This is a genomic window from Amycolatopsis sp. NPDC059657 (assembly GCF_042734395.1).
In the GTDB taxonomy this organism is placed as follows: Bacteria; Actinomycetota; Actinomycetes; order Mycobacteriales; family Pseudonocardiaceae; genus Amycolatopsis.
In genome coordinates this window covers 68,440-92,181 of sequence record NZ_JBHWEB010000026.1, presented here as the reverse complement: position 1 = coordinate 92,181, position 23,742 = coordinate 68,440, and the positions used below count along the sequence as shown (strand labels likewise).

General features: G+C 64.5%; 28 protein-coding genes and 1 tRNA gene. 13 read left to right on the top strand and 16 right to left on the bottom strand.

What is annotated here, in order from left to right; genetic code table 11:
- Positions 1-26: 26 nt before the first annotated feature.
- The 4 genes from ACFV15_RS17060 to ACFV15_RS17045 all read right to left on the bottom strand — a co-directional run bounded on the left by ACFV15_RS17060 (position 27) and on the right by ACFV15_RS17045 (position 3,365).
- Positions 27-896, bottom strand: coding sequence for a chromosome partitioning protein (locus tag ACFV15_RS17060; RefSeq protein WP_378351408.1), 870 nt, complete (start codon positions 894-896; stop codon positions 27-29).
- A gap of 38 nt (positions 897-934) precedes the next feature.
- On the bottom strand, positions 935-1,645 hold the full coding sequence (locus ACFV15_RS17055) for an SAF domain-containing protein (RefSeq protein ID WP_378351407.1): 711 nt from the start codon (positions 1,643-1,645) through the stop codon (positions 935-937).
- Between the two features lie 113 nt (positions 1,646-1,758).
- Entirely contained in the window at positions 1,759-2,628 is an 870-nt protein-coding gene (locus tag ACFV15_RS17050; RefSeq protein WP_378351406.1) for a hypothetical protein, read from the bottom strand.
- Between the two features lie 155 nt (positions 2,629-2,783).
- On the bottom strand, positions 2,784-3,365 hold the full coding sequence (locus ACFV15_RS17045; RefSeq protein ID WP_378351405.1) for a hypothetical protein: 582 nt from the start codon (positions 3,363-3,365) through the stop codon (positions 2,784-2,786).
- A gap of 222 nt (positions 3,366-3,587) precedes the next feature.
- On the opposite strand from ACFV15_RS17045, the gene ACFV15_RS17040 reads away from it, so the two are divergent.
- Positions 3,588-4,217 (top strand): prepilin peptidase, encoded by a 630-nt coding sequence (locus tag ACFV15_RS17040; RefSeq protein ID WP_378351404.1) that lies wholly within the window; start codon positions 3,588-3,590, stop codon positions 4,215-4,217.
- 149 nt (positions 4,218-4,366) lie between these two features.
- Here ACFV15_RS17040 and ACFV15_RS17035 read toward each other — a convergent pair whose 3' ends face one another.
- Both ACFV15_RS17035 and ACFV15_RS17030 read right to left on the bottom strand, forming a co-directional pair.
- On the bottom strand, positions 4,367-6,592 hold the full coding sequence (locus tag ACFV15_RS17035; RefSeq protein ID WP_378351403.1) for a tetratricopeptide repeat protein: 2,226 nt from the start codon (positions 6,590-6,592) through the stop codon (positions 4,367-4,369).
- A gap of 510 nt (positions 6,593-7,102) precedes the next feature.
- Positions 7,103-7,807, bottom strand: a complete 705-nt coding sequence (locus ACFV15_RS17030; RefSeq protein WP_378351402.1) for a haloacid dehalogenase-like hydrolase — start codon at positions 7,805-7,807, stop codon at positions 7,103-7,105.
- A gap of 9 nt (positions 7,808-7,816) precedes the next feature.
- Between ACFV15_RS17030 and ACFV15_RS17025 the strand changes: the two genes are divergently transcribed.
- Positions 7,817-7,981: a hypothetical protein gene (locus ACFV15_RS17025; protein ID WP_378351401.1), complete on the top strand. Its 165-nt coding sequence runs from the start codon at positions 7,817-7,819 to the stop codon at positions 7,979-7,981.
- A gap of 40 nt (positions 7,982-8,021) precedes the next feature.
- Here the strand turns inward: ACFV15_RS17025 and ACFV15_RS17020 are convergent, their stop codons facing one another.
- A complete protein-coding gene (locus tag ACFV15_RS17020) occupies positions 8,022-8,897 on the bottom strand; it encodes a phosphotransferase family protein (RefSeq protein WP_378351400.1) in 876 nt (291 codons plus the stop codon).
- Complete coding sequence (locus ACFV15_RS17015; RefSeq protein ID WP_378351399.1) at positions 8,897-10,153, bottom strand: hypothetical protein; 1,257 nt, start codon at positions 10,151-10,153, stop codon at positions 8,897-8,899. Before ACFV15_RS17015 ends, ACFV15_RS17020 begins: the two co-directional genes overlap by 1 nt.
- 408 nt (positions 10,154-10,561) lie before the next feature.
- Here ACFV15_RS17015 and ACFV15_RS17010 point away from each other — a divergent pair, with 408 nt between their 5' ends.
- The 3 genes from ACFV15_RS17010 to ACFV15_RS17000 are packed head-to-tail and all read left to right on the top strand — an operon-like array spanning position 10,562 to position 12,965.
- Positions 10,562-11,152 (top strand): hypothetical protein, encoded by a 591-nt coding sequence (locus ACFV15_RS17010; protein WP_378351398.1) that lies wholly within the window; start codon positions 10,562-10,564, stop codon positions 11,150-11,152.
- Positions 11,149-12,093, top strand: coding sequence for a hypothetical protein (locus tag ACFV15_RS17005; protein WP_378351397.1), 945 nt, complete (start codon positions 11,149-11,151; stop codon positions 12,091-12,093). Before ACFV15_RS17010 ends, ACFV15_RS17005 begins: the two co-directional genes overlap by 4 nt.
- Before the next feature lie 8 nt (positions 12,094-12,101).
- On the top strand, positions 12,102-12,965 hold the full coding sequence (locus tag ACFV15_RS17000; protein WP_378351396.1) for a helix-turn-helix domain-containing protein: 864 nt from the start codon (positions 12,102-12,104) through the stop codon (positions 12,963-12,965).
- A gap of 127 nt (positions 12,966-13,092) precedes the next feature.
- Here the strand turns inward: ACFV15_RS17000 and ACFV15_RS16995 are convergent, their stop codons facing one another.
- The 4 genes from ACFV15_RS16995 to ACFV15_RS16980 are packed head-to-tail and all read right to left on the bottom strand — an operon-like array spanning position 13,093 to position 16,154.
- Entirely contained in the window at positions 13,093-13,857 is a 765-nt protein-coding gene (locus ACFV15_RS16995) for an ESX secretion-associated protein EspG (protein WP_378351395.1), read from the bottom strand.
- A 10-nt stretch (positions 13,858-13,867) separates the two neighbouring features.
- The gene (locus ACFV15_RS16990; RefSeq protein WP_378351394.1) at positions 13,868-15,118 is read right to left on the bottom strand and encodes a hypothetical protein; all 1,251 of its coding nucleotides are present in this window, start codon (positions 15,116-15,118) and stop codon (positions 13,868-13,870) included.
- On the bottom strand, positions 15,058-15,651 hold the full coding sequence (locus ACFV15_RS16985; RefSeq protein WP_378351393.1) for a DUF3558 domain-containing protein: 594 nt from the start codon (positions 15,649-15,651) through the stop codon (positions 15,058-15,060). The genes ACFV15_RS16990 and ACFV15_RS16985 overlap by 61 nt, the downstream gene beginning before the upstream one ends.
- Positions 15,651-16,154, bottom strand: coding sequence for a hypothetical protein (locus ACFV15_RS16980; protein WP_378351392.1), 504 nt, complete (start codon positions 16,152-16,154; stop codon positions 15,651-15,653). The genes ACFV15_RS16985 and ACFV15_RS16980 overlap by 1 nt, the downstream gene beginning before the upstream one ends.
- Before the next feature lie 449 nt (positions 16,155-16,603).
- On the opposite strand from ACFV15_RS16980, the gene ACFV15_RS16975 reads away from it, so the two are divergent.
- The 7 genes from ACFV15_RS16975 to ACFV15_RS16945 all read left to right on the top strand — a co-directional run bounded on the left by ACFV15_RS16975 (position 16,604) and on the right by ACFV15_RS16945 (position 20,949).
- Positions 16,604-16,918 carry a hypothetical protein gene (locus tag ACFV15_RS16975; RefSeq protein ID WP_378351391.1) on the top strand — a complete coding sequence of 105 codons (315 nt, stop codon included), beginning with the start codon at positions 16,604-16,606 and terminating at the stop codon, positions 16,916-16,918.
- Positions 16,919-17,114: 196 nt separating this feature from the next.
- Complete coding sequence (locus ACFV15_RS16970) at positions 17,115-17,777, top strand: hypothetical protein (protein WP_378351390.1); 663 nt, start codon at positions 17,115-17,117, stop codon at positions 17,775-17,777.
- Positions 17,778-17,961: 184 nt separating this feature from the next.
- Positions 17,962-18,456: a YbaB/EbfC family nucleoid-associated protein gene (locus ACFV15_RS16965; RefSeq protein ID WP_378351389.1), complete on the top strand. Its 495-nt coding sequence runs from the start codon at positions 17,962-17,964 to the stop codon at positions 18,454-18,456.
- Between the two features lie 27 nt (positions 18,457-18,483).
- A complete protein-coding gene (locus tag ACFV15_RS16960) occupies positions 18,484-18,822 on the top strand; it encodes a hypothetical protein (RefSeq protein WP_378351388.1) in 339 nt (112 codons plus the stop codon).
- Positions 18,819-19,943 carry a hypothetical protein gene (locus tag ACFV15_RS16955; RefSeq protein ID WP_378351387.1) on the top strand — a complete coding sequence of 375 codons (1,125 nt, stop codon included), beginning with the start codon at positions 18,819-18,821 and terminating at the stop codon, positions 19,941-19,943. Before ACFV15_RS16960 ends, ACFV15_RS16955 begins: the two co-directional genes overlap by 4 nt.
- 44 nt (positions 19,944-19,987) lie before the next feature.
- Complete coding sequence (locus ACFV15_RS16950; protein WP_378351386.1) at positions 19,988-20,623, top strand: hypothetical protein; 636 nt, start codon at positions 19,988-19,990, stop codon at positions 20,621-20,623.
- A 26-nt stretch (positions 20,624-20,649) separates the two neighbouring features.
- Positions 20,650-20,949, top strand: a complete 300-nt coding sequence (locus ACFV15_RS16945; RefSeq protein WP_378351385.1) for a hypothetical protein — start codon at positions 20,650-20,652, stop codon at positions 20,947-20,949.
- 93 nt (positions 20,950-21,042) lie between these two features.
- Here the strand turns inward: ACFV15_RS16945 and ACFV15_RS16940 are convergent, their stop codons facing one another.
- From ACFV15_RS16940 to ACFV15_RS16930, 3 genes are all read right to left on the bottom strand, one after another.
- Positions 21,043-21,633 carry a DUF3558 domain-containing protein gene (locus ACFV15_RS16940; protein WP_378351384.1) on the bottom strand — a complete coding sequence of 197 codons (591 nt, stop codon included), beginning with the start codon at positions 21,631-21,633 and terminating at the stop codon, positions 21,043-21,045.
- A 164-nt stretch (positions 21,634-21,797) separates the two neighbouring features.
- Positions 21,798-22,427: a DUF3558 domain-containing protein gene (locus ACFV15_RS16935; RefSeq protein WP_378351383.1), complete on the bottom strand. Its 630-nt coding sequence runs from the start codon at positions 22,425-22,427 to the stop codon at positions 21,798-21,800.
- Positions 22,428-22,477: 50 nt separating this feature from the next.
- Positions 22,478-22,795 carry a hypothetical protein gene (locus ACFV15_RS16930; RefSeq protein WP_378351382.1) on the bottom strand — a complete coding sequence of 106 codons (318 nt, stop codon included), beginning with the start codon at positions 22,793-22,795 and terminating at the stop codon, positions 22,478-22,480.
- Between the two features lie 442 nt (positions 22,796-23,237).
- Here ACFV15_RS16930 and ACFV15_RS16925 point away from each other — a divergent pair.
- A tRNA-Lys gene (locus tag ACFV15_RS16925) sits at positions 23,238-23,310 on the top strand.
- Positions 23,311-23,353: 43 nt separating this feature from the next.
- Here ACFV15_RS16925 and ACFV15_RS16920 read toward each other — a convergent pair.
- Positions 23,354-23,674, bottom strand: a complete 321-nt coding sequence (locus ACFV15_RS16920) for a tyrosine-type recombinase/integrase (RefSeq protein ID WP_378351381.1) — start codon at positions 23,672-23,674, stop codon at positions 23,354-23,356.
- Between the last annotated feature and the right edge of the window lie 68 nt (positions 23,675-23,742).

Below are 23,742 nucleotides of genomic sequence, written 5' to 3'. Positions count from 1 at the left end.
GGACGGGTTGCCGTTGATGGGGAAGTTCACGACGCCGCACCTCCTCGAGGCGCGCCGTCGTCGAAGCCCGGCTGGGCGGGCCACGGTGCCGGCGGTGGACGGAGGCCTTGTGCCGCCACAAGGTTGTCGGGCACGCCGGGAACCGCACGTAGAACAGGCGGCTGATGAACCGGGGCGAACTGCTGCGGCGCCAGCGCGGGTTCGGTCTGTGCTGTCAGCGTGCGGGCGACTTTGTGCGCGAACCGGCCCAGCGGTGAGTGCGATGGCCCGCCCCGGCGCCACCGGAACCCGCTCGGCCGCCCGCACAGGACCGCGGCGCCGTAGACGTCGTCGGGAACCCTGCCCAGCGCGGGCACGCCCAGCTCACGAGTGACCTCCGTCGTGGAGTAGCCGTCGCCGACGAGCAGCAGCACCGAGCGCCGAGCCCAGCCGCCGACCTCCGGCAGTCGCCGCGCCAGGTGCGCCAAGTCGTCGGCACGGGAGCGAACCAGCAGCACCATCACGTCGGCGGCGCGCACGAACGGCATTGCCGCGGACCCGGCGTCGACCCGGCCGCAATCGACGATCACCGCCGTCCCCGGCTGATCAGCGACCTGGCGCAGACCACTCGCATGTGCTGGGCGGTCCGAGGTTAGGGCCAGCAACGCCGCTCGCGCTCGATCGGCGTCCGGCGGCGCCGACACCACCGCCAGACCGCCGGGCAGGGACTGCGTGTGCAGCCACGCCAGCGCCGGGTCGACGCTGCGGCGCCCCGCCACGGCCAGACTCAACAGCCCCGGTGCCGACTCCAAGGAGAACCTCGTCGCGATGTCACCACCGGACGGATCGGCCTCGACCAGCAGAGCGCGAACCGGTTCCGGCCAGCGAGCCGCCAACGCGACCGACAGCGTCGTCACCCCCGGTGAACCTTTCAGACTGACCATCGAGACCAGCATCAGCGCCCACCTCCCGCCAGCATCACCAGCGACAACTGCCCTGCCGGTACGCCAGCGACCTGCCGAGCGGCCGCTTCAGCCAACTGCACCGACACGACCGTCACCTGCTCGTTCGGCGGCGAGGTCACGCTCACGACCGTCGCCGGCCACGCGGGCGATGAATCCGGCGCCGGCGGAGTTCCTGTGGCGCCTCCTGCCGGGTTCGGCATGAACACCACGGTGACCCGTGTGCCCGCCGACACCTCCGGAGGAAACTGGCCCGACTTCAACGACAGCGCGGCAATCGCCTGCCCCGCAACGGGAACCACGGCGGCACCCAGCGAACCGGGAGTGAGGAGCGCGCCCGCGGCGAGGCTCGTGGCCATCGTCTTGCCGACCACACTCGTGGCCTGAGACGCGTCCATAGTGGCCACCGTGGGATCGACGGCAATGCTGACCTGGCGCAGGTCTTGAGCGGACACCGTCTGGCCAACCACGACGGCGCGCGCCAGCGCCAGCACTGGGCGCCGCTCGCCGGAGCTCACCGAGATCAGCACAAAACCCGCCGCGCACGCCACGACCAGCAGCCCGCCGAGCGCCAGATGCGGGATGCTCCGGCGACGGCCGACCCCACGCAGTCGTGAGAACGTCGCGGGCTTCTTCTTCGCGCTCAACCACGGAGCATCGGTTGTGCGGTCCTTGTCGGTTTGAGTGTCGATGGTTGTGCTCACGCCGAGACCTCCAGGCATGGGGGTAGTACGCCGCGTCGCCACGTGGAAACCGGCGATCGGATGGATGACGTCGTGCTAGTTACGTTGTGAGGAGCGGGGACTTGCTGAGGAAGTCAGCTGCCGCCGTTGTTGAGGGCCTGCGATTCAGCGACGCGGAACGCCGCGTCGCCAGTCGTGGTCATGTCAGGGAACGTGCCGCCCTGGCCCGCGCCGGACCACGAGATCGTCCAATGCACCGTTGCCGCCACCGGAAACGCTTGCCCGGCTTGACGAGCCGACGAAATACGATAGGTATGGCCACAGTCCGGCGAGGAAGCCTTCGGATCGCTGCCGGCACGGAACGGTGTTCCCGCGCCCCGGCAGGTCACCGTCGTGCCGTCGCCCATCGACCAGGAGACCGAGGTCGGGGTCGCCACCGCCGTCACCGACACGCCCGGCACCGATGCCGTCGCCGACACCGGTCCCCATCCGCCGGACAACCACATCCAGGTGGGCAGGTTCACCAGCTGATCACCAGCCGGATTCGCCGCGATCGTCGGCGTCGGGAGCCGCAACTGCTTGCGCGCCATCTGCGCGAGCTCGGCCGGAGACGGCAAAGCAGCCGCTCCCGGCGCCTGCCCATCCGCGATCCACACCGGCGGCCGGTACAACCCGTCCCGGACACCCGAGGTCGAGCATTGCCACACGTACCAAGCCCCCGGCTTACCCGCTGCTGGCTGAGCAGCCAGCTGAACAACGCCCGACGTTGAAGGGCGCGCGTATGCGACAGGGCGCACCACGTCGCCGCCCGAGTTCGCTGGTTTGGTGTAGGCCGCCATCGCGACCCCGCCGGCCGGAGGCTGGTAGTTGCTCTTCACATACGAGCAACTCGCCAGATTCGACTTACCGCCAATGAGAGTGTCTCCGCTGTCCTTTCCACCGCTGCCAGAGCCAGGCTTACCTGGATTCTTGTTGCCGTTACCGGGTTTCTCGCCGGGCTTCACGGGGCTTCCGCCTTTTCCTGCCCTGAGGTCGCAGACGGGAGACGGAGTCTGGCTGCAGGCGCCGCTACCCCAGCCATCGTCGGCTAAAGCTGGAACCGTAAGACACAGCAACCAAGCTGCCGTAATGCCACTGGTGATAGCGAATCGGCGCATGGTCAACACGTCCCGAGATCGTGTACGCCGTAGTCTGAAACCTTCCAAGATCCGTCGGCTTGCTTTTCGACGATGGCGTTGATCGAGCGGCGTCCGCCAGGCTTGTCATCGGATAGTTGGCCGTTGTCTGCGCGGTACTTCAGCCACCGCGTCGAGTCTCCGCAGTCGCTGACGATGATTTTGATCGGATCGAGTGCAGGTTCTGCGGATGCCACGGTAGGACTCAAAGTCGGTTCGCCCTTGGTCACCAAGCCGTTGTAGCGGTCGGCATACAACGCTCGGGACATGTTCGTGAGTGCGATGCCGGTCGCGTGCCGGCCGAGTTCAGGCGACTGCCAGTCCGAGGTGGCGCCAGCCGCGACAAAGTCATGCCACATGGCGGTGTACGCCTCGAGCGCCTTCTTCTTCGCTTGGTCCGTGGGTGAGACCGACGAAGGCGTCGTCGACGATACGGCAGGGGTAGCGATGGCAGATTGGGAAGGCTGGTTGTCGCCTGAAGTGCATGCGGTCACGGTTCCCAGGGCTGCCGTCGCCGCGCAGAGCATTCCGACGGCGGAGTATGCCTTGGTGGTCCGTGCACCCATTGTGTCTCCTCGGTTCGACGGCGGCGTCTGACGGGCAAGAAATGTCGGCATCACTGTCATACACCGGCCACGAGGGCTGATTTCGCGACCGAAGCGGAGCGACCTGGCTGTTCTCCGAACAGCAAAGAAAGAGTCACTCATTTGGATGAACACAGATGCGGGTAGAGGATCGGTTGCCCACGATGGCGAGATGAGGACTCGATCCGCTGAACGCCGACGTGCATGACCGCGTGGTGGCTCGCCGGACTCGCGGTTCTCGGGTGCGCGATGGGGCTGACCGTAAACACGATCGTTGATCGGGTGTACGCGGCCGAGCCGGTTGGTCGGTGGACGCGAGCCGTGGCCGTACTGGCGACCGCGTCGCTCTTGGTCTTGCTTGGCTGGCGTATCGGGGCGCGATTCGAATTCGTGCCGTATGCGGCGCTGGCGGTTGTCGGAGTGGCGCTCGCGTTGATCGACGTGGCCGAGCAGAGACTGCCTAATTCGCTGGTGCTTCCGCTCTACCCGATATTGTTCGCGATGTTCGGCGTGCTCGCGCTCGTTCGCGAAGACGCTGTGAATTTCCTGCGTGGGCTGGGCGGATGTGTTGCGTTGGGCGGGTTTCTCTTGTTGCTCGCGGTGGCGTTCGCGGGGCAGCTCGGTGCTGGTGACGTCAAACTCGGGGGCGTGCTTGGGATCGCGGCCGGTTGGGCCAGCTGGAGCGCGGTATGGACGACTGCCTTTGTGGCGGTGTCCCTGGCACTCGCTTTTCAAGTAGGCCAGCGTGTTTGGCGCCGTCGCCATGCGGCCGTCGCGTTTGGGCCGTTCTTGCTGGCCGGCTTGTTCTCCGCGGTTGCCTTGGTGGGTATCTAGGGTCGTGTTCATGGCTGGCGTCCAATTGTCGCCACGTCGAGGTGTGTGATTTTCATAGATCGACTCTTGTTCGTAAAGCGTCCTATGGCAATGGCCTGAGGTGGCTCAAAAGTGGCTCAAGATGCCGCGGAGCGTCCGATCTGCGCAGGTCACATACGTGTGGCGAGCTCGGCGAGCTTAACGCGGGCACCAGGCACGCGGGTGTCGGCGAGGGTTTCGAGGATGCTCGTGGCCTCGTCGAGTGCGACTTGGGCATCGTGGCGCTGGCCGAGCCGGAGAAGTGTTTCCGTGCGGGATATCTGGGTCTCCGCGACGCCCCATGGTTCGTGGCTGGCGCGTCGTATCGGGAGGGCGATGTCGAGTTCGAGTAGCGCGGCTTTGTCGTGGTTCTGATGCTGGTAAAGCACGCCGAGTTGGTGGTGTGCCCAGCCTTCCAGCGGGAGACAGTGGAGACTGAGCGCGATTTCCAAGGCTTTGTGCCCGGTGTGGGCGGCATCCTCGAATTGTTCGAGATCGCTGTGCACGGTGGAGAGTTGATGGTGCAGGATCGCGATGCCGAGTTCGCAGTCGACTTTGGCAAATGCTTCGGCGGCGAGCCGATACATCCTGTCCGCTTCGGCGTGCCGGTTGAGTCCTGTGTAGGCGGTGCCGAGGCCGAACGCGGCGTAGCCGTAGCCGTGCGTGTCCTGCAGACGTTCCTGCAGGCGCATCGCTTCCTGGAAGTAGGTGAGTGCTTCGCCGTCGAGTTCGAGGTGGTGTTTCGCCGCGCCGAGGCTGTGCAGTGATCGGGCGACGCCGAGGTCGTCTCGGGTTTCTTTCGCCGCGGCCAGGCCTGTGGATGCGCCGGTGAGCCATGCGTTCACGTTCTTGGTGAGGTACCAGTACGGCATCATCGCGCACGGCAGGATCCACGCCAGCGGCCCCTGCTCGCCGCGTGCGAGCGTGAGGACGGTTTCACCTTCGCGCTCGTACCACGACACGGCCTCGTCGTAGTCGTCGAATTCCTGGGGCATGATGTCACTGGTGTCGACGGTGATCGCCGGGCCGATCCAGCCTGGCGCGAGCGTGTTGCCTGCGTTGAGTGCGGTCGCGCCATACCAGCGCACGACGCGATCGAGAGCCTGCTCACGAGCCTTGACGGGCAGGTCGGCGGCGTGATCAGCGGCGTGCAGGTGGATGAGCTGGTGGAGCCGGACCCGGTCACCGGTGGTGGTTTCGGCGAGGTTGCCGGCGACCAGGATGCCCAGGCTTCGGCGTGCTGCCATGAGATCGACGTTCGCAAGCGCGGCCGCGGCCGGAACGTCGATGGCCGTGCGAGGGAAGACGCCGAGCAAGCGGAACATGCGCGCCTCGGCGGGCTGGAGCGCGTGATAGGACAGGTCGAACACCGCGCGGATGTCCACTTTCCTGTCGTCGGAGTCCAGCATGTCCAGGCCATGGTGCTCGAGGTCCCGGACCATGCTCACCAGCTTGAGGTGAGGATGGGACTTGAGGTGTTCGGCAGCGATCCGGATCGCCAAGGGTAACCGGTCGCAGGCCTGCAGCAGTGTTTCGGCCTGATCGGGTTCGGCGGTGAGCCGGTCCGGACCGGCGGCCTGTTCGAGCAGCTTCATCGCCTCGTCGGCCAGCAGTGGTTTCACATGGATTGGGTCGCTGCCGTAGCGGACATCGAGCGATCCGAGGTGGACTCGGCTGGTGATGATCGTGACGCTGCCGGCACCTGGCAGCAGGGGAAGAACTTGTTCGGCGTTGGCGGCGTTGTCCAGCACAATCAATGCGGGCTTCTTGGCCAGCTGAGATCGGAGCAACGCTGTTTGGGCGTCAAGATTGAGCGTGCTGCGGCTGTCGGACTTACCGACTGATCGGAGAAACTCGTTCAGGACATCGCTGGGCTCCGCAGGCTCATCCGAGTCGAAGCCACGCAGATCCGCGAACAGGCAGCCACCCGGAAAACGGTCGATGATCGTCGCGGCCCAGTACACCGCGAGACTGGTCTTCCCGACGCCCGGACGGCCTTCGAGTACGATCATGCGAGCCTCGCCAGTCGTGGTCGGAGCAGCGAACGCCTGATTGAGCAGCGCGATTTCGCTGTCGCGCCCCACGAAACCGGCCACCGCTGGCGGGAGCTGCATCGGACGGGGGAAGACGAACTCGGGATCTTGGCCGGTGGCCAGCCGCTCCAGGTAGCCGCCGGTCTCCAGAACCACGTCCATCTTGCGGACATGCACCATATTGATCTTGCGGCGCCCGTCGACCAGCTTCCTCGTGTGACTTGGGCTGAGACTGAGCCGGTGGGCCAGTTCGATCAACGACAAGCCTCGCTGTTCTAGCAAACGCTTGACGGCGGCCTCGAACTCCTTCGGGTCGTAGTCCATGACTCCCCCTTGTACTGAAGCGCCGCGGGAGCAGCGGCTGAGTGAAGCGTGACTCTCAGTTTCCACGCACCGTCATCACATGCATTCCTCTCGATATGTTCAGTCAATCCTCTACGAGTCCCCATGAGACACAGCCTGAGCAGTGCATTCGTGACCTCACTGCCTACCTGTGACGCCGTTATTGTACAACGGCCAATGCATTAGTTCACTCTAACGAATGAATATTCCGTAAGTAAAACTACTTAGAGTGATGCGTGTTTCTACGCTGATATGGGTACGTGCTGCTGCCAACGCCCTGGTCGGCATGACCAAGGTGCTGGAGCGCGGTCCGTGCGTCGGCACCGCGAATTCCAGGCGCTGTTCGCGGCCACCCCCGTGTCGACGGCGAGGGACCAGTTCGCCCGTATCGGCTTGTCGGTGATCGCGTTCGACCGCATCGGCTCGCCAACGTGGACCGCGCTCACCTACGCGCTGACGTTCCTGCCGAACGCAGTGGCCGGGCCGCTGCCGTCAGCGGACGGCTCGAGGCAACCGAAGATCGGCCAACTTCGAAATCACTCGCTCCGCCCCCGCCGCACGCAACTCGTCTTCGTTGCTCTTGCCGGTAGCCACCCCGATGATCTGGGCGCCCGAGTCCAGAGCGGCTTTGACGTCGTTGGGCGTGTCGCCGATCAGAACTACGTCGCCAGGCGCGAACCGAGTGCCGGTCTGGGCTGCGGCTCGTTCCCGGGCAATGGTCACGAGCTCCGACCGATCGGCATGGTCATCACCGAAGGCGCTGCTGGCAAAGTCAATAAAGTGGTCAAGCGCGAACACCTCGAGTTTAATCTGCGCCACGGCGCGGAGATTGCCGGTCAGGACGGCTTGATGAACTCCTGGGCTGGCGGCCAATCGCTCGAGCGCTGTTTGTGCGCCAGGCAATGCTCGCCCGACGGAGGCCAACTCCTCGCGCGCGTCCTCGTAGCCTCGAATCAGAGCGGCGGCCAGCTCTTGAATGGCTTGGTTGGTCGCCTCCAAACCATTGGCTCGCAACGAGTCGGCCATGATGGCGGGTTCGGTCCTGCCGGCGATCTGAGCGAGTTTGGCCAGCCGTCGGCCAGTGGCCGCGGGAAACGCCCGGTCGTAGATCGCTCGCCCGAGTCCACGCGTCTCGATCAGCGTATGGTCGATGTCCCAGAGGACGAGAGTGTGAGGCAGGCGCTCAGGCGCGGTCATAGGCTGAGTGTGCCGGTCACCGCTTCGATCGGCGGCGCGACCTTCGCCGCCGACGGCGCTACCCATGACCAGCTCTTGCTCGTCACCGACGACCGTCTCTGTACCGACAAGCACCGCGACAACGCCAGCACGAAGGCCAAGGACAGTGGGTCTCGGCCCGGCAAGGACTGGTAGTCCGATTCGGCTAGAGGTTTAGGCCAAAAGCCTCTTCTATCTATCGAGCCAGCCACGACGCTCCGTCGTCTCCAGCCCGCAGCGTCGCTATTCGATGCTGGAGCTGCTCGACGACCTGCTTGTTTCCTGTGTCGGCAAGTCGGATGTATGCGCCAAGTGTGTGTAGGTCCCTGAGCGATCGCAGCACTGGCAATCCCGTCCAGGATCCGATGTCGTAGCCGTAGGCGTCCGCGAATGCGGCCAGTTCTTCCGATGTTCGGCCGAACCGAACGCCTTGGTAGGTGTTCGCCAGATCCAGTTCCCGCGGTCCAAAAGCGACCTCGTCCCAATCCCCGAGCAGGACTTGATCGCCGTCCCACAAGAGATTGCCAGGGTAGGCATCACCGTGAAGGAAGCCGTGGCCAAGAGGGAAGTCAAGCTCGTCGTATGCGCTGAGCAGCTCGCTTCGCCGCCAAAGAAGCCACTCCCGGTTCGCATCGTCCAAGAAGGTGCTGTTCTCGACACTCACCAGAAAGCTGCTGAGCGGACGCGCGGCCGGCGCTTGGATCGGCGGCGCCGGCAACGCGTGCAACCGGCGTAGCAACGCGCCGAGTTGCCAGACCGGTGGCTCTGGCCAGCGTTCCTGCGGGTAGTACTTCCAGAAGGTCACCACCCAGTCTGCATAGCGCACCGGCTGCTCAACCGAGGCAGGCTCTGTTGCGGGAAACCCCTGTCCAACGAGCCACCTGGTGATCGCGACCGCTCGCTGAGCGGCAGGTTCCTTGGTCGGATCTTGCACCAGCCTGGCGACAACGCCTTCGCTCCGAAGCAGAAAGATCGTATTGGCGTGCTGTCTGAGCCGCTCCACATCAACCGCGTTGAGGCCAGCTTTTCGTGCCGCCTCCTGGAGGACAGCGTCCTCGATCGTCGTCGTCATCACGACGATGGTAACGCCGAGACTCCTGTCCTCTGGTATTCGGCAAGCTGACCGAGCAACGCCGTAGCGCCTGGTGCACGCGACTGCTCGAGCAGCCCGGACGTTCGATTGACGGCGGTGTGGAGCTGGCGAATGCGCCGTTCAGCGGGGAGTTCGAGCACCGGTGTGATGGCCGCGGTTGCTCCGTCGAAGTCGCCACGAGCAATACGTGAGTTCACTATGTCCAGCCGGGCGAGCGCTTCGTCGCCATAGGAACGCTCGGCCGGCGGTCCGGTCTCGTACGCCGCGATTGCCGACTGGGCATACTGCTCCGCCTTCTCGTGCTCACCCAGTAAACCGAACGTACTGCCGAGGTAGTACTGCCCCTTCGCCTCGGGAAAGCTCAGCAAGCCGCCGAACGCCGTGACGTCGTCTTGGTCGCTTGGGCCGCCCCGAGCGGCCTGGATCTGAGCGATCGCATCAAGTGAGACTTTGCGATCCCCCATCCGGGCGGCAGCACGTGCTTCGATGGCTGCCAGTCGGATACGTGACTGGCGGGACGAGCGGAACCGCGCACCCTCGGTTGCGAGCTCGACCGCAGTGCCCTGGTGCGAGGTCCACTCGTTGACCAACGCCGCGGTGCCGCGCGACCAGGCGCGCAGCGCGTCGTCGTTGGCGACCTCGGCGCATGTCCAAGCGGTCCGAAGCTGCACTAAAGCTGCTCGCTGGTTGCCGACGTTCTGAGAGGCGTGGGCCAATAGTAGGCAGGACAAGCCGCCGAGAAAGTACAGATTCCTTGAGCGCTGCGGTCGCTGACGATGCGCCAATAAGCCGAATAGCTCGTCGCGAGTCTCAACCAGATCCCGGAAGATGCTGGAGAGTGGCGCGTGCACATAGTCCACGGCGATGCGGCTCAGTTCCCAGCGTAGGTGATCGACCTGTTCGTCTCCGGTCATGAGCTCGGTCGCCTGTTCGGCAAAGCTCAACGACTCGTCCGCGGCGGAGCCTGCTAGCCGGTGCAACACGTCGGGCATCGATTCAACCCTCGTCTCGTGGGCGAGGACTGTCGTGCCGGGCAGCTTGAACCATAGAAGTTCAGCAGGCACTTCGAGTATCAAAGCCCATTGAGTGAGCTTGGTCAGATCGCTGACAGCCTGCCCGTTCTCAATCCGGCTGAGCTGCGTCTGTGTAACACCGAGCCAGGCCGCAGCAGTGGCTTGGTGGATCGGTTCGCCGTGCCACGGGTGCAAGCGGAAGGCCCGGATGATCTCGCCCATGTGCCAATTTTCGAGTGCGTCGCGCACTGCTCGGTCCTGCCAGAACTCGGCTGGCACGGCAGGTGGGCTTGCGAGTCGCTGGCGGGCCGCCTTGGTGCAGGCGCTGCACAGTGTCCCCGCGTTATCGCGGGCCAAGCGGGTGCCACAACGGCATCGGCGCCCGTCTGCCGACCGGTTCATGTCACCCGTCCTACCGTGGAATTGCATACCTTTCAAGCGAACCCGTCATTGTGCACCCGGTTGGCGTCGTTCTGTATGCGTCGAACGCATTTGTGCATATGCGGATCAACGCACGCCGTAACCGGGCCTGTCGGCCACCATTGCTCTAGGTGTCCCGTGCCACCGCCTTGGACCGCTGACAATCGGCAAATGCGGCCACGTCGGTCGAGTAAGGATTGGAGCAGTGCGATGTCTCCCAAGAAATTTCACACAAAAGTACTCGATGTGCGCGCGGAGGAGGTTTCTCGGTCGATCCAGCTTGCCGGAGGTCGACTTGTTCATCGAAGGCGGATGTGCACGGAGTGGTTTTTCATTCCTTCAGACAAGGCATTGGGTCAAGACGATGGTTCGCGCGAAATGCGGCAATGGGTGTCGCTGACTAGTGGCGCATCCGAAGAGTGTGTTCTGTCGGTGACAGCTGTCGAGACATGGAAGGTCGGAGGCCAGTCTGAAGTCAAGGTCGCGGTATCTTCGGGCGACGACGTGCTGCGGATCCTTGCTCATTTAGGACACGAGCCAAGGACTCGCTTGGACTGGTTCGGTACCGTTTACCAGCTGGGCCGGGCACTGTTGAGCGTCGATGAGATGCCCGGCGGACACACCTGGCTAAGCGTTGAAGGGCCTGAGGCCGGATCCGTCTTCGAGACCGTGTCAGTTCTCGGGTTTGGGGCAGAACAGCACAGTCCATTGTCGGTCATGGAGGCCTACCGTCACTACGGCGTCGACATGCTGGCCCTGGACGAGGTCACATTTTCCTGTCCTCCTGAGGAGCACGCGTGAAAACGTTACCATTGCCTCAACTGCCGGTGTTCGAGTCGTTTCATCAGGTGCACGTCTTGGCGGCTGCCCAGGACTGGAAACAGCGGGGTGAAGGATGTGCGGTCAGTTTCCGGCTTTCCCGTCCTTGGGACCGGTTTGGGTTCTCCCTGCGTCACCCGGTCAACCCCGCGGCGTGCTTCGCTGAGGCGTTAGGGTTTCTCTGGGCACAAAACGATCCTCGCGTGCTTGCCTACTACCGCGTGGGGCAGCTGAGCCCGATGCCTGCTTGGTGGGACAACTACGAGATGTGCCGGATGTTCGACGACGCGCTGGAACGTCTCAGGCGCGATGCGTCGACGACGGTCGCGGTGATCCCCGCGACCAGTGTCTCCGACGATGCCACGGGTGGCAGGCAACCTCGACTGATCGCACTGCAATTGCTGCGCCGCGCCGAGAAGGTGGACTGTGCTTGCGTCGTCCGCGTAGCTGATATCGCCGACGAGTTGCCGATGGATGTGTTCGTGTGCACGCTGGCGCACGAATTCGCCGCGAGGGCTGTCGGTTTCGAGCTCGGTACGTACACCCATCACGTTACCTCCGCATTCCTCGGTGCCGGTGGAGTTCGGCGTCCCTTGCGGCATGCGGATCTTAATCAACCGGCGATGCCGACCATGCCGTCCACGACCACCTGGAACACGCTGCATCTGGTGGGAGACTATGAAGACGCATTGCGTCGCAACGCGTTCTCTTGCACGCCCGGTGATCTCGCCGACTCCGATCTCGCCCCGTACTGGCGGCAGGTCGTGCTGCTGTTCGAGGTTCAGCGCCAGGTCATGCACAACCCGGAAGCGCCGATCGATGCCAACGTACTTGGCGCACTGGAGCCGGTATACCGCAACCTGCTCGCCCGATGCTGGCCTGGTCGTATGCCCGATTCGCTAGGTGCGATGAGCCGGAGGTGATGGGGCCGATGACGCTCGGGAAAACAGCGGCCAGGCGGCAGCTTGGCGCGGAGATGCGGTTGCTGCGGTGTGCGTCCGGCAAACAGCAGCGCGAGATGGCCGTGGTGATCGAGTGCGATCCCAGCCAGATCAGCAAGGTCGAGCGCGGCGAACGCATGCTCAAAACTCTGGAAGTCCAGGCACTACTGGAATTTCTCGGCGCAACACCGGCGAAACGGGACAAGTTGATGAGCCTCGCTCGGGTTGCTGCGCAACGCCGTCCACGGAGGAGTTACGCGGACAAGAGTTTACCCGGCACGCTGCTTCGCCTGGGGTACATGGAACAGGATTCTGCCGAAATCTTCTGCTCCAGCGGAGAGCTTGTCCCCGCACTGCTCCGGACTCCGGCCTATGAGCGTGTGGTGGCCTGCCACTCTATCGACCCGCATCCGCTGAACGAGAATGAGCTTGCTGTTCGGGTGGACTTCCTGAGTGACCGCCAGCGAGTTCTCGACGACACCACTCGGCGTCTTCGGTTCCTCGTGGGCGAAGGCGCCTTATTGCGCACCGTTGGCGACCGCGAGGTCCTGCGTGAACAGCTCAAGCACATGGTGAACGTGATCGACACGCGGCCCTGGATCAGCATTCAGGTACTACCTGTGAGGGCCGCTGTCCATCCGATGCTCGACGGCTCGGTCACAGGGCTGCGTTTCGCAGGAGGCGTGCCGGACGAGGTCTTCCAGTCGACCGTCATCGGTGGCGGGATACGGACCAACGACACAGCTGAGACGCGGAAGTTCCTCGACGCGTTCGACAAGGCTTGCGGTGATGCCCCGGGCCGGGAGCGCTCGCGTGCGCTGGTCTTTGAACGTCTGAGGCGGATCGGCGCATGAGATCTATGCTGGTTCCAGGAGCGGCAGAGGTGCTCGACTATGCGTCGCTACCGCATGCTCGTGCCGTTGTGAGAGGACCTCGGCGCTTCGAGGGGGGAGGGGAAGCACCGAGGTCCCGGATGTGAGGCTACAGGTCGCGGTCTGGTCGTCGCTGTAGCTGGTTCAGCAGCTCATTGGTCTTGGTGATCATTGTTTCGCGTCGGCCTTGGGCGACGTTGACGTAGCGGTCGTAGCCTGGTTCTTCGGTGAAGGAGAACAGGTAGCGGCCTTGGTCTGTGTCGTAGAAGGTGCAGTAGTTGTTCCCGCTTGTGCGGTAGCCGTGTATGCCGTCGCGGTATCCAGCGTAGATCTGGCCGCCGCCGTTCCGGGGTAGTGCGGCTACGTCGAGCACGCGGCGGACGTCGCGCCGTGGTGGTGTGCCGTTGACGGCTTGGCGGAGATCGGTTTCCGGTACCGACAGCGCCACTCCGGCACCTGGTGCGACGTCGGGGAACTCGGCGACGAGTTCTTCAGCAAGCGCGTCGGCCTTGGCCGGCCGGAGCAGCACTTGCCCGCTGGAGGGCACGTAGCAGGCAAGGACCGCGTCCATGCCGCTGGCCGAGACATGGAGCACGTAATCCAGGTCCGGGGAGTTCACGACCGCCGAGAATTCTTGACTGCCGCGGCCGAGCACGGACACCGTCGCCGAGAACTCGTCACTGAGTAAGCTATCCGAAAGAAACCCTTCCGCGGCAAGCACTTCTCGTTGGCGTTGCTGATACGGGCCCTGCTCGGCAGGGTTGTGCCACACCGGCTCGGGTTTGATCAGAGGCGGCAGCGCCACGCCGGCCAGTCCTGCGCCGAAAGCCAGGCATTCAACAGGCAGGATGACCTTACGGTTGATGACTCTCACCAGCAAACCCCTACAGACCAATGACCGGCGGCGAGGTCCGAGGCAGTTCGCCGACCAGTGCCTCGTCCGGGTCATTTTCCAGCAGGTACGCGGGACGCTGATGTTCGATGTCCTCGTCACCTTCGCCCTTGCGGCCCGACGCTCCGGCGCCGCCCATGCCCGGTGCGCCCCCACGCCCAGGCATACCGGCACCGCCGCTCACGCGGCTTCCCGCATGCGGTTCGCCGAACGCGCCGGCGCCTGATCCTTTCCCCGCGCCGAGATTCCCAGCACCCGAACCTGGACCACCGGTACCCGAACCGGAACCGGGACCAAAACCGCTACCTGGACCGAATCCCACTCCGCCACCCGGCCCGAAACCGCTTGGCGTCCTGCTTGTATCGCCGTACTCACTGCCCACCGGGGGCATACCCGGCGGCAAGCCGCCCAGGTTGTGCGGCGGGTGGTAGCCCGTCGGCGCGGTATCGGTTGACTGCGACGGCGGGGTCTGCTGGCCTGGTGGAGACGGCAGCGGAGCAGGCCCGGGCTGTCCCGGTGCGCCGTCGTTGGGTGAGTGGCCGCCGCCCTGGGGAGGGATGCCGCCGCCGGGCACGGGAGTGCCCGTCGAGCCGCGGCCGTGCTTGCCCGTATCGCCTGGTCCGCCCGGTTGTCCAGGCCCTGCGGGGTCCGTCGTGGGTTGGATGTCCGCGCCGCTGGGCGGCATCCCGAGCTCGCCGTACTGCTGCGGCCATCGGCCGGAATTATCGGTGGACTGGCCGTGGTAGAGGCCGTAGCCGTCGACGACTTGTTGCGCTTTTTGGTCCCATTGCTGGATTTCGTTCGAGCGGTTCGACAGGAACGACAATGGGGTGTCGCTCACAAGGTCGTTGCTCGGCCGGTCACCAAGATTCCCGACCGCCGCCACCTTCTGCTTGAGGTCACCGAACGAACTTCCCTGCCCGGTGTACAGATTCTGGGCATTCTGCAAATGCTCGCCGCTGACTTGTGACGCCTGAACGAGCGGACCGGCGCCGGAGTATGCCTTGCCTGCGGCATCGCCGGACCAGTGCTGTTCCATAACACCTTGCAGCCGGAGCATCTCGTCGGCGATGTCGCGGTGCAGGGTGGCCATCTCAGTCGACTCGTGGCTACCGGCGAACATGTCCTCGGGGCCCTTGCCGCCGTTGACCAACGACACGATCTGCTGCGCGTTGTAAGCCATCACGCACCAGCCTTCAACGTCGCGATCGCCGCTTCCGCCGCCTTCTGCACCAACGGACATGGATTCTTCTCGTCTGGTGACGTGCCACCAAGCTCTGAGCTCGTCACCATCACCACGTCGTTACTGACTCCCACGATCAACGTGCAGGTGCCGTCCGCCCGGCTATCCGCAATCGAGCCGTAAACCGCCGGATACCCGGCAATACTCGGTACAGGCTCGAAATACCCAGGATCATCGGGCCTGTGATTCCGGTAGACATCGCTGAGCCCGCCACCACGAGTGAAGCTGAAGTTGACGTCGTTGTGATGCTCGTCCTGCCACCCGCAGATGGGGCCACCCGGAGCCTTGCTGTCCAGTCGAGTGGTCACCAGGTTGGCGAGCGCACGGGCTTGGTCGGGGCTGAGCAGGTTGCAGGGGTTCTGCTCGAACTTGGTCGTATCGAGTGGGTTGGTCACCTGCGGTACCGGCGGACCGCTGCTACTGGACGGGCCAGACGTAGCCGACGTGGGCGTCGCATTGCCCGACGTTGATTTCGAACACCCTGCCAGAAGTAGTCCTACGCCTGCGATGGCGGCGAGTGTGGCTATGCGCATCAGTGGTCCCGCTTGTGCTTGTTCAGGGTATCCGCGGCAGCTTGGTTTTGCTGCTCGGTCTTCTCGATCGCCGCCTGCAGCGCATCGGCGTAATTCTGGGCGTACTTACGCTGCGCTCTTACACTGATCAAATACGCCTCAGCGTGCGCCCTGGCTGCCTTGATCTGCATAGTGCTCCCCTCGTCCTCAGCGGGAGGACGTAAGGTAAGGAGCCGCTCGCCCTTTCTCGACAGTTCGAGGAGTTTGTCGGCGATGGACTGCCATCGGGGCAGGATAGCGCGCATGGCGTCGGCGTCCATCCGGTAGCCGCCACCGGCCGCAGCGGCGTTGGCGGCGGCATCCTGTTCCTGCTGGCGGCGGTAGGCGTTGGCCATGCCCATGTTCATGCCCTGGTCAGCCCGCTCATCCAGAGCTTTGCGCTTGGCTTGCTCTTCCGGTGACAGATACCCCGCTCGACCAGGCGCTGCTGGTTGTCCCGGTTGAGCCGATGGTGTTTCAGGCATGACTGCGTGACCCTCCCCGTATCCCACCCGTGGTCCCTCGCTCACGGAGCGCTTTCACCGTACTACGACGAACAGTGCCATGTGACAGGTTCCCGGATCATGCGGATTACAGGAGAACACCTGTTCTACGTCCGGGCAGATGGTTGCCGAGCGTGTTCGGATGGGGGCCCTGGTGGTCACGAACGCTGCCGTTCTTACCTCCGCCGCGGTCCGCGCCCAGCAGCGATTGTTGTCGGTCTAGTCGACCTGGTCGAAGTCCTCGTCGTCGACCGCTGGGTGGGGCCGTCGCCAGGTTGCAGACTTATTGGCGTCGAGTCCGTCGAGAGGAGAAGCGGCCGAGGCCTGCCCTGGATCTGAGTACTTTCACTCGACTTACCGGACAGAGGGAGCGCCGCCCACTCTGAGTGCGTCATAGTGTCATCAAGTGATCACACTCGGGGAGGGGTGCGATGAGTGGGTACGAGGTCGTCATCGAGATGATCGACCCCGCGGCAAAGGCTGCGGCCAGGGCCGCAGAGGGTGTCCAGCCGGTGGAGCTGGGCGGCACGCTGACCGGCGTCGCACAGGGAATTCCCGGCGGAACGGCGGTCGAGGCCGCCCGGCTGCTCAGCAGCATGTGGACCCGTGAGATCCCTGCCTGGGCGAAGAACATGGATGATTACTCTGCGCAGCTGTCCTCGGCGGCCCAGCACTACCGGTCCAACGAGGACGCGGCCGCCTACGACCTGCGGGTGGTCGCGACGCATGGGCCGAGGCCGGTCTGATGGTGACCTGGGCGGACGTACGCCGCTGGAACCCGGCTGTGATAGGCGCGGTAGCCGACGCGTTGAGCGCCCGGCTCAGTCGGGGGCATGAGCGAGAAGGCGCACAGCGAGTACTGGAACGCGAAGTCGCAGTCGCTGGACAACTTGGGCCTGATCATCGCCGGGAAACCAACGCACTGATGCCGGAGACAACACCGTGCCGAACATGACGAGAATCGCCCTGCTGACAGGGCTTCTGGCCATGGTCGTCTCCTGTGGAAGCGAGGACGCTGGAATGCAGCCGACCATCACCATCGACGAAGCCAACCAACGCGTCGACGACTACATCACCCGCGCGCTCAAAGTCCTGCCCGCGACCAAGCTCGAACTGAACTCACAGGAACTCGCCGGGGACTGCAGTGACCCGACCGACCACGGGCCGAAGGGCCGCGTGACAGCAGAACGAAGTTACAAACTCATCGACTTACCAGAAACGGCGAAATCGTCGCATTTCGCCAGCCTGCGAACATGGTGGCTGGCCAACAACTTCCGGATCCTCAGCGACACCCCGCCCAACGAGTTCCTGTGGGTGGAGAACAACGCCGACGGCTTCCAAATGACCCTCAAAGCACACCCCGGCGCCGGAGTGTTCCTTCTCGCCGGGTCACCGTGCGTCTGGCGCGGCGGCAAACCCGACCCCACCGCTCAAGGCAGCCAGCATGGAGTCGACTCACCAGCGCAGGTCAAACCCACGCCGCAGGCACTACCTCCGCCTTCGGCATCGACGAAGGCTGCCCATTCCCGCCGCCCCCGCCGTAAACCGGTCGACGACGCCGAAGACTTCGACCAGACCGACTGCACCGACGACCAGATCTACTAATCACGCAGGGCGTCAGAGTTGGCGTCCGCTGCTTGGCAAGCGTCGCGCGCCGGGGTCGCCGCCAGCGACAACCGCTCCGAACTCGGTACCGGGTCCGACATCAGGTCCGCCCAAATTCGGTCGGTACGGCTCAGAGCTGTAGCAATGTGAACACACATGAACATACCGCGTTAGGGGAGTCTCGTTGTCCGCTCACATGGATCAGTTGATCGCCCAGTTCGAGGGTTTCCAGGCCAAAGTGCGCCAGGCTGAGGCCCGGTTCGCCGGGGTGGGTGACATGCAGGAGCGCATAGCCCAGGTCGAGGCGTCGGTGACGTCACCGGATGGCACTGTCACTGTGATCGCGGGCGCGGGTGGGACTGTCACCGATATCCGGCTTGTCGCGGGTGCCACGCGTCTCGAGCCGGGGCAGCTGTCCGCGGTGATCATGAGCACGCTGCGTCAGGCTGTGGCCGCGGCAGTTCGGCAGCAGGCCGGCATCGTGGATGACGCGTTCGGTGACGCGTTCGGCGTGGACATGTCCGCGCAGGTCCGTCAGGCCCAGGCTGAAGCGTTCGGAACCCCTGAGGAGGACGTTGCGTCGCAGCCACAGGCGCCGCACGAAACGGCGCGGCCGGGGCGTCGGCCCGGTGATGCCGACGATGACTACTTCGATCAGGGCTCCGTCCTCCGCCGCTGACCACTCCGACTCCGAGGGACAAACACCATGCCAGACGGAATACAGGCGAATATCGGCGCGATCTCCGATTACGCCAGGCAGCTCCCCTTCTACGAGCAGGAAGCGGACAAGTTCGGCGCCAAGATCGACGCCGCCGACGTCAGCGACGACGCGTGGGGAGTCGTCGGCATCTTCGCCAAGCAGGGCTATACCGACCGCCTTGCCGAGCTGCGCTCGCTGTTGACCGCGCTGAAGGACGGCGTTGACGGGTTCTCGACCAAGTTCACCAAGGCCGCGGAGATGTACCAGGGCATCGAAGACGCCGGAGTGATCGCGTTCGGCAAGCACGAGGCGGAAATCGACGCGATGGGGAAGCCGGGATCATGACGGAGAAGAAGAGCATCGCCGACGCGTTGAACGTGCAGGCCTACGACGAGAGCACGAGCGCGAACCTCGACCGCGCGATGGGCCACGTGCCGGTGGCAGGCACGATCTACAAAGCAGGCAAGAAGGTCGCCGAGCACGCCCAGCAGGCGGCCCAGGCGGACAGTCCCGCCGAGCTGGCGTCAGCGGGCGCGGCGCTGGTCGGCGACGGAGCGGCGTTCGTCGGTGCCGCGGCCGGTGACATGGTCACCTTCGCCATGGACCCGATTGGCTGGCTGGTCAGCCACGGGCTGAACATGCTGCTCGAGCTGGTCCAGCCGCTGCAGGACGCGCTGCACCAGGTCACCGGGGACGGCCCGGCCATCGGGCACGCTTCCGAGAATTTCGTGACGATCGCGCAGGGGTTCGTCGCGCTCGCCGAGGACTTCGAGAAGACCGGCGACACCGCGCTGGCCGAGTGGGTGGACGAGGCAGGCAACGCGGCGAAGGAAGCGCTCGGCGACTTCTCCTCGGGTATCCGCGGTATCGGTTCGGCGGCCGGTTCGGTGGCCGAGGTGCTGCAGATGTGGTCGATGGTCATGGTGGTCATCGAGGAGGTGATCAAGGCGATCATCACCGAGCTGGTCTCCTGGTTGATCACCATCTGGCTGCCGGCGCTGGCCTCGTCGGTGATCAGCTTCGGCGGCTCGGTCGCCGCCGCGATGACCGCGTCCATCGCCAAGGCGGCCAGTGTCCTGCAGAAGGTCACCCGCTACCTCGGCAAGTTCGGGAAGCTGCTCGACGGCTTCATGGAGTTCCTGGTCAAGTACTCCGGGAAGCTGGAAACGTTCACCAGGAAACTGCGGGTCGGCGTGATGCCCGGCGAGAAGAAGTTCGGGTTCGGCGAGGCCGCGCGGGGTTTCCAGCCGAGTAACCGGGTGCTCAGCACGATGTTCGGCACGTCCGTCGGGGCCGGTCCGCTGGTCGCCGGGGCGGGTGTGAAGGCCGGTATCGCGGTGGGGAAGACCGTCTACAAAGAAGGCAAGGACGCCGTGACCCCCGAGGGAGACGAGCCATGGTTCAACAAGAGCGAGATCGGCGGGGACCAAACTCCGGAGAAGACCAGGAAGAAGCTGGAAAGTTAGCCGACTCGGTGCCCGAGGGACGCGGCTGGCAAACAGCGCGGAAGATGTCCGCGCTGCAGGGGCGCGCCGAGGCCACCAGAGACAAGGCCTTGGTGCGGCCCGGTTTCCGGGAACGGGTCGAGCAGCTGATGCGGGCCCAGTGGCACGAGCCGGTCATCGTCTTGCGCCTGGGAGACGACGATCTGGGCTTTGACGTGCCCGGCAGGCGCCAGGACGGCACTGTCAAAGAAAAACGGCTTGTTCGGCGGTTCTTCTGGAACACTCTGCGTGGCATCGGCGCCGCAGCGCTCTACGTCCTGTCTCTGGCGCACGGCGGTGGCGAACTCGGCAACCCGTTTCGGCGGGCGGTCCGCTTCACTGGCCCAGCGAACGCCATGGCGCTCGACCTGGCCGACAAACTTCTGCCCGCGAAGGGTCCCTGGTTGGTGTTCTCCCCGACGCGCATCGCACTCGTGGACACCGGACCAACCTTCCACGACCCGGCCGACGCGCCGCCGCCACTGGTCGTTTGGCAGGGACACGGACCACACGCACCGCAGGTCAATTTCCGTCAGCGCACGCTGACCTGGCCGGACGGGTCAGCATTCAGCTTCCCGCTGCACAGCCGCACCGAAGACCAGCACCTGCGGAAACACCTCGAGTTCCCCGACACCATCCGCTGGAGTGGACCGACACAATAGCCAGAGGACAACGGCCGTGGCGGTAGATGTGGCGACCGCACCGCACCTGTTCAGCTGGTCTGGCCGCGCTGACCTACACCTTGACCTACCTGCCCGACGTGTTTGCGGGACCTCTGCTGTCCGGGCTGGCCGATCGGTGGCCGCGCCGCACAGTCATCGTCGCCGACGTGCTTCGCGCACTTCTGGTGGCGGTGATGGCGATCCCTCCACGCATTGGGCGGGGGTGGGAGGTCACCGCAGCGCTGCGACGAGCCGAACTCACCGGCACCAGCATCGCCGTGCTCATCCGTGACATCGACGGCTTCAAACAATCGGCGATGTCGTGACGCAGTGTGACCATCTTGCTCGAGTCGCGGCTACCGGCAAATACATCTCACTGCCATTGACCACCGACACGATCTCCTGCGCGGCGTTGGCCACTACGAGCCAGCCTTCAACGTCGCGATCGCCATTTCAGCCGCCTTCTGCACCAACGGACACGGATCGCTTCGGTTCGGCGAAGAAGCAAAGAACGTCGAGCTGACAACCATCGCCACGTCTTTGCTGACCCCCACGCTCAATGTGCAAGTCCCCCCAGCTCGGCCGTCTGAAATCGATGCGAACACTGCGGGGTATCCGGCGACGCTCGGGACTGGCTCGAAATAGCCAGGGTCGTCAGACCTGTGGTTTCGATACAAGGTCTCCAGCCCACCGGTCCGGTTGAGGCTGAAGTTGACGTCGTTGTGGTTTTCGTCCTGCCAGCCACAGATCGCGCCACCGGGGGCTTTGGCGTCCAGCCGGGTTGTTGTCAGGTTGGCGAGTTCGCGAGCTTGGTCCTTGGTGAGGACGTCGCAGGGGTTCTGCTCGAACTTGGTCGTGTCGAGCGGGTTGGTCACCTGCGGCACGACCGGACCGTTGCTGGACGAACCGGACGTCGACGGAGCGGTCGTCGCATTTCCCGGCGTCGTGTGGGAGCAGCCAGCAAGCGTAAGGCCCGCGGCCGCGACGGCAGTGATCAGGAAGGTGCGCATCAGTGATCCCGTCGGTGCTTGTTCAGGGCGTCAGCAGCGGCTTGGTTCTGCTGCTCGGTATGCAGTGTGGCCATCTTGCTCGAGTTGCGGCTACCGGAAAATATATCCGCCCGAGGCTTTGCCGCCATTGATCAACGACACGATCTGCTGCGCGTTGTAGGCCACTACAAACCAGCCTTCAACGTCGCGATCGCCGCTTCTGCCGCCTTCTTCACCAACGGACACGGATTCTCCTGATCCGGAGACGTGCCACCAAGTATTGACCCAGTAACCATCACGACGTCGTTCCGGACACCCACCATCAACACACAATCACCTTTTGGCCGGCCATCCGTAATCGAGGCATAAACCGCGGGATAGCCGGCGGCGCTCTCGCCGGGCTCGAAGTATCCGGGATCGTTGGGCAGATGGTTTCGGTAGACGTCACTCAGACCGCCACCGCGGATAAGGCTGTAGCTGATGCCGTTGTGGTGTTCGTCCAGCCATGAGCAGATCGGGCCACCGGCGGCTTTGCTGTCCAACCGCGTAGTCAGCAAGTTGGCGAGCGCACGTGCTTGGTCAGGACTGAGCAGACCGCATGGGTCCTTCTCGAACTTGGTCGTGTCGAGCGGGTCGGCTACCTGCGGTACAGCCGGACCGCTCGAGGATGACCCCGCCGTGGGCGATGTGGTCTGCGCGTTACCTGGGGTTGTGCGTGAACAACCGGCCGTTAGCAGCAGCCCAGCAACCGCGACGACACCAACTGTCAACTTGCGCATCAACAGTCCCGCCTGCTGGTTGAGCGCGTCGACCACGCCACCGATCGCCGCTGGGTTCCATCTCCGTACATCTGCCCCGGTCACCATCAGATCGGCCTCGGCCCGCTGTGCACGGCGGCCACGCGCGGGTCAGCGGCGGCTTCTTGCTCGTTCGCCCGGTACCGGCTCACAGCTGAGGCCAACTGCCCGGAGCGCTCCTGCATGTTCTTCACCCATACGGGGAGCTCGCGAGTCCACATCTCGCCAAGCAACCGTGCTGCCTCGATCGCGGTTCCACCAGCAAGACCTGCGGAAACGCCAGCCAGCGTGCCGCCCAGATCAACCGGCCGGACACCGACGGCTGCCCGGCTTGCCGTCTTCGACGCGGCCTCCATCGCGTCGAAGACGACCCTGTACCCGTCCATCGCACCCTCCCCGAGCGTGATCAGCCGATGACACTATGACGCAGACACGGCTCGCGGCGATCCACCATCCACAAAGTCGGGTGAAACTACTCAACGCCCCGCCCGCGCCATGGGGATGCGGACACGGTCGCGATGAGTCATAGCGACACCCGACGCTGGGGTGGCGACGACTGCCCTCGGTCAGCGCACCCGCGTGGCTGCTGCCAGCGACACAACCCGCTCCGAACTCAGTACCGGATCCGACACCATGGCCCACCCAAGCGAGACTCTCGTTGCCGATCGATCCGCACGTGAGGGCTTGAAAACCGGCGACGCCGAACTGGCTCAGGCCGCAGCCAACCCGCCCGGGGCTATGCCCCGGGGTGCCCTATCTCGCCCCCCAAGGAGTGGACATCCGACCCGCACGAGCGGAGATGAACCGAACCAGTATCCTCGACGTATCGGGGCGCTAGCTCAATTGGCAGAGCTGCAGACTTTTAATCTGTAGGTTGTGGGTTCGAGTCCCACGCGCCCCACTCTTTCGCCTGGTCAGCGCCCTGACCTACGACTGCCTCAAGATCATCTCCCTGGGTTTATCCCCGTCTTTGGGGTCGGACTGGTTATCCGCAGGTCTTCCAGAGCGTCCGCCGCCTCCCGGCTGACCGACTTGCGAGCCATGTAGACGTCCCGGGTCATGGACACCCGCGAGTGGCCGAGTTGATCAGCGACCAGGCGAGTGTTCACGCCCTTGTCATCGAGCGCCGTCGCCGTCGTCTTGCGCATGGTGTGCTCGGTCGCCCAGAGCAACTCGTCCCCGCCGCACACCTCCCGGATCACCCGCAGGACGTAGCTCGGGTCGCGCAGACCGCCCGTCGAGCTGGCGAAAATCGGACCGGTCACGGGTCGCGCCGTCTGCCGATGACCTGGCCGAACTTCACCAGCGACGACGGATTCGGAGCGACTGCGGC